Origin of the sequence: Streptomyces sp. 8N706, from assembly GCF_052245415.1 — a bacterium.
Classification (GTDB): domain Bacteria; phylum Actinomycetota; class Actinomycetes; order Streptomycetales; family Streptomycetaceae; genus Streptomyces.
This window is the reverse complement of the sequence record NZ_JBQQBW010000040.1, coordinates 53,550-59,549: the sequence shown is the minus strand read 5'-3', so window position 1 is coordinate 59,549 and position 6,000 is coordinate 53,550. Positions and strand designations below refer to the sequence as shown.

Annotated in this window: 6 protein-coding genes; all 6 read left to right on the top strand. The window is 66.6% G+C overall.

Going from position 1 to position 6,000, the window contains the following annotated elements; all coding sequences use genetic code 11:
- Nucleotides 1–937 precede the first annotated feature (937 nt).
- The 6 genes from ACTWQE_RS17470 (at nucleotide 938) to ACTWQE_RS17445 (ending at nucleotide 5,979) form a co-directional block, all read left to right on the top strand.
- On the top strand, nucleotides 938–1,459 hold the full coding sequence (locus ACTWQE_RS17470; protein WP_443329880.1) for a hypothetical protein: 522 nt from the start codon (nucleotides 938–940) through the stop codon (nucleotides 1,457–1,459).
- 72 nt (nucleotides 1,460–1,531) lie between these two features.
- A complete protein-coding gene (locus tag ACTWQE_RS17465) occupies nucleotides 1,532–2,059 on the top strand; it encodes a hypothetical protein (RefSeq protein WP_443329879.1) in 528 nt (175 codons plus the stop codon).
- Nucleotides 2,060–2,106: 47 nt separating this feature from the next.
- Entirely contained in the window at nucleotides 2,107–3,375 is a 1,269-nt protein-coding gene (locus ACTWQE_RS17460) for a DUF932 domain-containing protein (RefSeq protein WP_443329878.1), read from the top strand.
- 400 nt (nucleotides 3,376–3,775) lie between these two features.
- Nucleotides 3,776–4,273 carry a hypothetical protein gene (locus ACTWQE_RS17455; protein WP_443329877.1) on the top strand — a complete coding sequence of 166 codons (498 nt, stop codon included), beginning with the start codon at nucleotides 3,776–3,778 and terminating at the stop codon, nucleotides 4,271–4,273.
- An 80-nt stretch (nucleotides 4,274–4,353) separates the two neighbouring features.
- Nucleotides 4,354–5,172, top strand: coding sequence for a hypothetical protein (locus ACTWQE_RS17450; RefSeq protein ID WP_443329876.1), 819 nt, complete (start codon nucleotides 4,354–4,356; stop codon nucleotides 5,170–5,172).
- 171 nt (nucleotides 5,173–5,343) lie between these two features.
- The gene (locus ACTWQE_RS17445; RefSeq protein WP_443329875.1) at nucleotides 5,344–5,979 is read left to right on the top strand and encodes a hypothetical protein; all 636 of its coding nucleotides are present in this window, start codon (nucleotides 5,344–5,346) and stop codon (nucleotides 5,977–5,979) included.
- Nucleotides 5,980–6,000 lie beyond the last annotated feature (21 nt).

The following is a 6,000-nucleotide window of genomic DNA, read 5'->3' as shown; positions in this document are numbered from 1 at the left end:
CCGCTAACGCTTCGTCAATTCCCGCGCAAGCGCGGGAATATGGATTCCGCAAGCGGAATCCTGAAAAGCAGTCAATTCCGCGCAAGCGCGGAATTGAAGGATTCCCGCAAGCGGGAATCCCGGGGCTGGCTACGAGGGGCAGTGCATCACGTGTGAGCCTGTGTAACGTCTGGAAATCCCAGCCACCACCCCGGTGCGGAAGTTGGTGAACCCTCGGCCCGACAGGGTGCGGGCCATCAAAACGGGCTCCGCTGCGCTGCGCCCGACACCCCTTCCTCACACGCGTGACCCTACGGTTCAACCCCAACAACAACCCGCCAGCAAGCATCCCAACCAACCTCATGGCGCCTGAACTGTTGAAGCATCACCCGCACGAACCAACATGTGTAAGAGGAGTGCATCACGCTGATGCACTGTGTAGAGTCTGGGATCGGTCAGCGCCACCTATCCGGATACGAAGCGCACCCGGGGAAGCCCTACCCGAATGCGCGCCACATTCCTCGAAAGGGAAAAAACACTCGTGAGGATATGCGACAGGGAGCGACGTTCTTAAATCGGCTTACGGCAACCCGCGAAAGCTACCGCAATTCACGCCCGTTGGAAACCCGGGAAGTTGACCCATGCCAGGAGCGAGCAGACGCCTCGGGCCGGAGGAAGCGGACAGGGTGGCAGCTGTCCGCCAACGCCCGTCGACCCGCGCTCCCCAAGCCCGCGCAGGGCCGGTCCACCGGCGCGTCGGCTCACCGGCCGACGCACGACACCCAAGCCAGCGCAGCCACCCCATACCCCCGACAGCGCTACCGCCCACCCACACCCACCCCCACTAACCCAGAACAGGGAAGGCAGTAGCGCAGGAGGGGAAGTCTCACCGCCGCAGCGCAAAAACCATGCGCTGACCAGCGAGGACACATGAGTCTCCCTCAGGCCGGTGTAACGCATGGCTTATCGCGTGTTGTCCCAGGTGGTGTTCCGGATTGCGTGCCCCTTGGTGGCCCTCTTGACTGCCCGCCATCTTCCACTATTATGGATGTTGTTCGGGGTGACGCCCCGGACAACCGCCGAAGCATCAACGAAAGGCATCAGCATGGAGATCGCGATCACTGAGGGAATCGTTCGACGTGTCCGGGGTGGGGTCACTGCTCCGATGACGCCGAAGGCGATCGAGGCCCGAACCATCGCTAACTTCCTTCCTCTCGCGTGCGAGCGGGCAGGGGCGAAAATTGTGCACAACACCGACGACGGATACACCGGAATTCGGTTTGAGACGCGCGTGGGTCCGGTCGTTCTGCAAATGCCGACCGAGGACGGAAATTCCTACCGCGTAATCCACGAGTTCATCGAGCCGGACCAGAACGGCTGCACCGAAAAGGAAATCGGCCGATTCGCTCCCGTCTACAAGGCCCAGGGGTTGGCATTCCTGACGGCTCAGCTTCTTCACTCGCGCGGATTCCTCTCCTGATTAGTCGGGGCTGCCCGGTGGCGAACCGGGCAGCCCTCTCCCCTTCGAACCAGCAGAGATGGAGAAGATGTCATGACCGATCAGACGATGCCGGGTGCTAGGACCGTCGCCGCATCGCCGAAGGCCGAGCCCATCACCGCCGACGAGCTGAAGCAGGCACGCGACGCATGGCGCAGGATGCGGAGTTCCGCCGTTCTGGGTTCGGGGCTGCGGCCGGGAACAAGCGCGCTCGCGCGCGGAGTCTTCGAGCTGGGTTGGGCTGCGTGTGCCCGTATGGGTCATGGCGCACCCGCATTGGCCGATGTGCCGATCCCGTCTCAGGACATCGCTGGGGCTCTCCATGCTGTGTCCGGCACCATCGAGCGGGCTGGGGTGCGGATTGGCCAGGAAGTGGACTACTACGGGTCGCAGTTTCATTTGCACGGCCGGTACTACGTGACGGCCGTTGAAGAGACAGCGGACGCCCGGGGATACGTGACGACGAGGTACGCGCTCAGTGAGTGGTCCGGAGGCCGCTTCCGGCGCGTGCTGTCAGGTGTTCACAGCGCCAGCATGACCCCGCTTGCCAGCTTCTGGGAGATGCGTCCGGCGCAGGTCTAGGGGTGAGGGGCGCGGTTCGTTGGGCTGCGCCCCTGGTCGGAGGGGGAGTGCCCCTCACGCAGTTTCCACTATTATGGATGTTGTTCGGGGGTGACGCCCCGAGCAACCGCCGAAACATCAACGAAGGGCAGAACATGACTCAGCAGGCCATCGAAGGCAACACCGACCGCACCCCCAGCACCGCCACCCGCAACGCCGGTCTTCCCGACTTGGCCCGAATCCTGGAGGAGCAGCAGGGCCGCAAGGTGGACATGATCGCCCTCGCCTCGGCCCTGACCGTCCAGGATGGGAACCTGGTGGTTGAGGGTGTCGAGCCGATCCTCACCAATGACGCGGTGATCATCCCGGATGGTGTCTACCGGCCGACCGATGTTGCCGACGAGGGGTTTGCCGCCAAGCTGGGCATTCCGGTCGGTTACCTGCGTCGGATGCGTGCGGAGAATCTGCCGCTGTTCGACCTGAACATCGGCGGATGGATGGAGAAGGACCCGTCACGGAAGTTCCTGGTCCGGACGTTCCGAGGGGAGACCGGCCAGGACGGGAATCCTGGGGAGGGTGTGGCCCGCGCGATCCTGTCCGACAGCTACCGGCTGATTGACAACTTCGATCTGTTGCTGGCCGCGCTGGACGGTATCCGTGCGTCCGGGCACTCAGTTGAGGTCACGGGCTGCGATCTCACGGACCGGCGGATGATCGTGCGTGTCCAGTCCGAGAGTGTGGCTGTGCAGGCGCGCGAGCTGCTCAAGGGCTACCGGTCCCCGTTCACCGGGCAGACCGGCGACGAGTTGCCGATGGTTTCTGCCGGTTTCGTGATCAGCAACAGCGAGGTCGGTTCGGGCGCATTCACGGTCACCCCGCGCGCCGTGGTTCAGGTCTGTAAGAACGGCCTCACCATGACGCAGGACGTCATGCGCGCTGTGCACCTGGGCGGCAAGCAGGACGAGGGCGTCATCCAGTGGTCGGGCGCTACGCAGCGGAAGGCGTTGGAGCTTGTTACCGCTAAGACCACGGACGCTGTGCGCCAGTTCCTGTCGCACGACTACGTGGAGGCCAAGCTGAGGGAGATTGAGCGGGACGCCGGACGTGAGATCACCGACCCGGCGAAGACCGTCGAGGTAGTGGCCAAGCAGCTCAGCATCACGGGCCCGGTCAAGGACTCGATCCTCTCCCACTTCATCAAAGGTGGCCAGACCACGGCCGGGGGTGTCATGCAGGCCGTGACGTCCACGGCCCAGACCCTTGGTGACGCCGACGCCGCCCAGGAGCTCGAAGCGCTCGCCCTGCCCGCGCTCGCGGCTGCCGCCCGCGCGGCCTGACCCCTTGGAGACCGGGGGTTGTTGCGCCCGATTCCTCAGGGCGTAGCGCCCCCGGTCTGTTGGCCGACGCCCGGCGGCCGGCTCCCACAGGGACCGTGGCGGCCGGCCGTGCGGCAGCGGCCTGGCCTCGGCGCGTCGGGGCCAGGGCCGCTGCCGCACGTGTTGCGCGGCCGGGCAGTGTCCGGGCACTGCGGCTCTGGGTTCAGTCGCCAGTACTGAGCCGCCATTCCGCGCCCCGGCACGAGTGATTCCCGACCCTGCGTTCGTTCAGCCGCAGTGCCTGTTCAAGAGGGGATTGCCACCTCCCACAGTTCCACTATTATGGAAATTGCTGGTCGGTTGTCGCCTCTCCTTCCCTTCCTCACTAGTGACTGCCTCTCGCCTCCAGGAGGAAGCTCACATGCCGGAATACGCCAAACTCCCCCGCCCCAGTGATGCAGCTATCGCCACCGCGAACCGCCGTGCATACGACGCCATCGCAAAGCTTCTGTCCGCAGCAGGACCCGGCTCTCATTGCCTGTATTACGCAGGCCATGACGTCAACGGACGGGACGTCACCGTGAACCTCACCGTCCAGATTCATCGGCACGGCCCCGTCCTGGTCGTCATGGCGCCGCCGGAGAAAGGCGAACTCTTCACGACTGCCCTCACGTTCGGCATTGAGGGATCAGTAGTGGAACGCGGAGGCGTCATCCTTCGCGATGTCACCGGGCCGCGCCCGATTGTCCGGGGCTGGGCCGTGACCGCCGGATGGCTCCAGCCGCTGAGCGCCGATGAGATTGCCACCTGCTACGAGCGGGATCCGGTGACCGGCGACCCGATGGACCAGGAACCCGGCCTCATCTACGCCGATGGATTCCCCCTGCCCGAGCCCGACGGCGCTCACCCCAGCGCCTAGCCCCCAGGGGGTGGCCGGTCGCCAGCGCCCGGCCACCCCGACCACCGCCCCGCCGCCGCCCATGTGCAGGAGGCTTTGCCTTGTTCTCTCTCCCCACCCCGTCCGGCACCGCGCACGCCGATCCCACCGCACCCGATAGCACCGGCGCAGTGCTCTACCACCTCACCGGCGCCATTCGCGGCACCGTGCACGTACAGGCCAGCCACCACCCCAACCACTGGCACGAGTTCACCGCCGTACGCGTCACGCTCGGCGCCGCCGACGCCTTGCACCACATGCCGACCGCGCCCCTGCCGACCATCCGAGGCCGCGCCTACTACGGCAGCACCGTCCGGCTAATGGACTACCCTGCCGACGACCCGCAGGGCTGGTCATGGAGTCCCACGGGGATTCAGGACATGCAGGAACGGGACGCGCCCCCGCAAGCGAGCGAGACCCTGCGGATGGTCATGCGAGTCTGCGGCCAGCACTACGAGGCCCGCCCCGACCTCCCCGAGCTCCTGCGTCTGGTCCGCTGGCAGGAGACTCCCCAACTCCGCGCCTGGCTTGCGCCGATGATCACCGATGCCGAGCAGGACGCAGCACGCAGCGAACGCGAAGCCGAAGGCCACCGGGCAGCCGCACGCCAGTGCGCCCGGCTGTGGTGGGCCCTGGCCCGACTGTTCATCGAGCGACCCACGCTGTCACGTGCTCACGCGCTGAGCGATCACCGGGAAGGACTGGCGCACCGCGCCAACTACCTCCCCGACTGGGCCCAGATCATGGACGAGTCCGCCCAGCATTACCGCCGCAGGCTCAGCCACTACCTCACCGAGCGCGAAGGACTGCGACACCGCGGCCGCCGCCCCGCCGCCGCGGCCGCGGACGCCCCCGCCCAGCGCACCCGCCGCGCGTCGTAAAGCACGCCCTCCACCGGGTGGCCACTCCCGAACCCGGAGCGGCCACCCGCCGGCACCCAGACCTGACCGGCCAGACGCTGAGCCAGCGGCAGCGCAACTACCCCCTTTTCCTCCCAAATCGTGCGCGACCGGCGCAGCCATGCTCCCGCCAACGCCAAAGGAGCACCCACAATGCAGATCCCGAAGCCCATCACTGACCAGACCGACATGGATCGCTACGCCCGACAGATCGCAAGCCAGCTCGGCCGCAACGGGCGCACGGAGGCCCTACCCGGTCACGGTGCCCCTGCGGCACGCATCGTCGACGATGAAGGCCGCGCCCTGGAGGTCGTCCGGGACTACAGCCGCAGCGACCAACTGACGATCTATGCGCGACTGCCGGAAGACGCCCCCGCCTCCGCCCCGAGCATCGGCGTGAGCGCCCTCTCGCCCGGACACGTCGCCGGGCACATCCGCCGCAGGCTCTACCCGGCGCACACAGAAGCCCTGGACCACGCCCGCGCCATCCAGGCCCGCAGGACTGCGGAACGGCAGGCCTGTACCGCTGTGGCGGAGCGTCTGGCTGGTCTCATCCCCGGCGCGCAGATCCTGCACGACCACCCGTGCCCCAGGCAGACAACTCTCTCTTGCACTCTCGCCCCTTCTGGCGCGCCCTGGAATGCCGGGCGAATCAGCGCTGAAGTGGGCCCAGATGGCACGTCTGTGCGCCTGGAGGTCAATGCCGGGCCGGACGAGGCGGAACACGCGTTGCGCGGTCTGTCCGTACTGCTCACCCAGCAGGTGCCACAGGCGCAGAGCCCAAGGTAAACGCCCTGGTCAGAGAGGGAT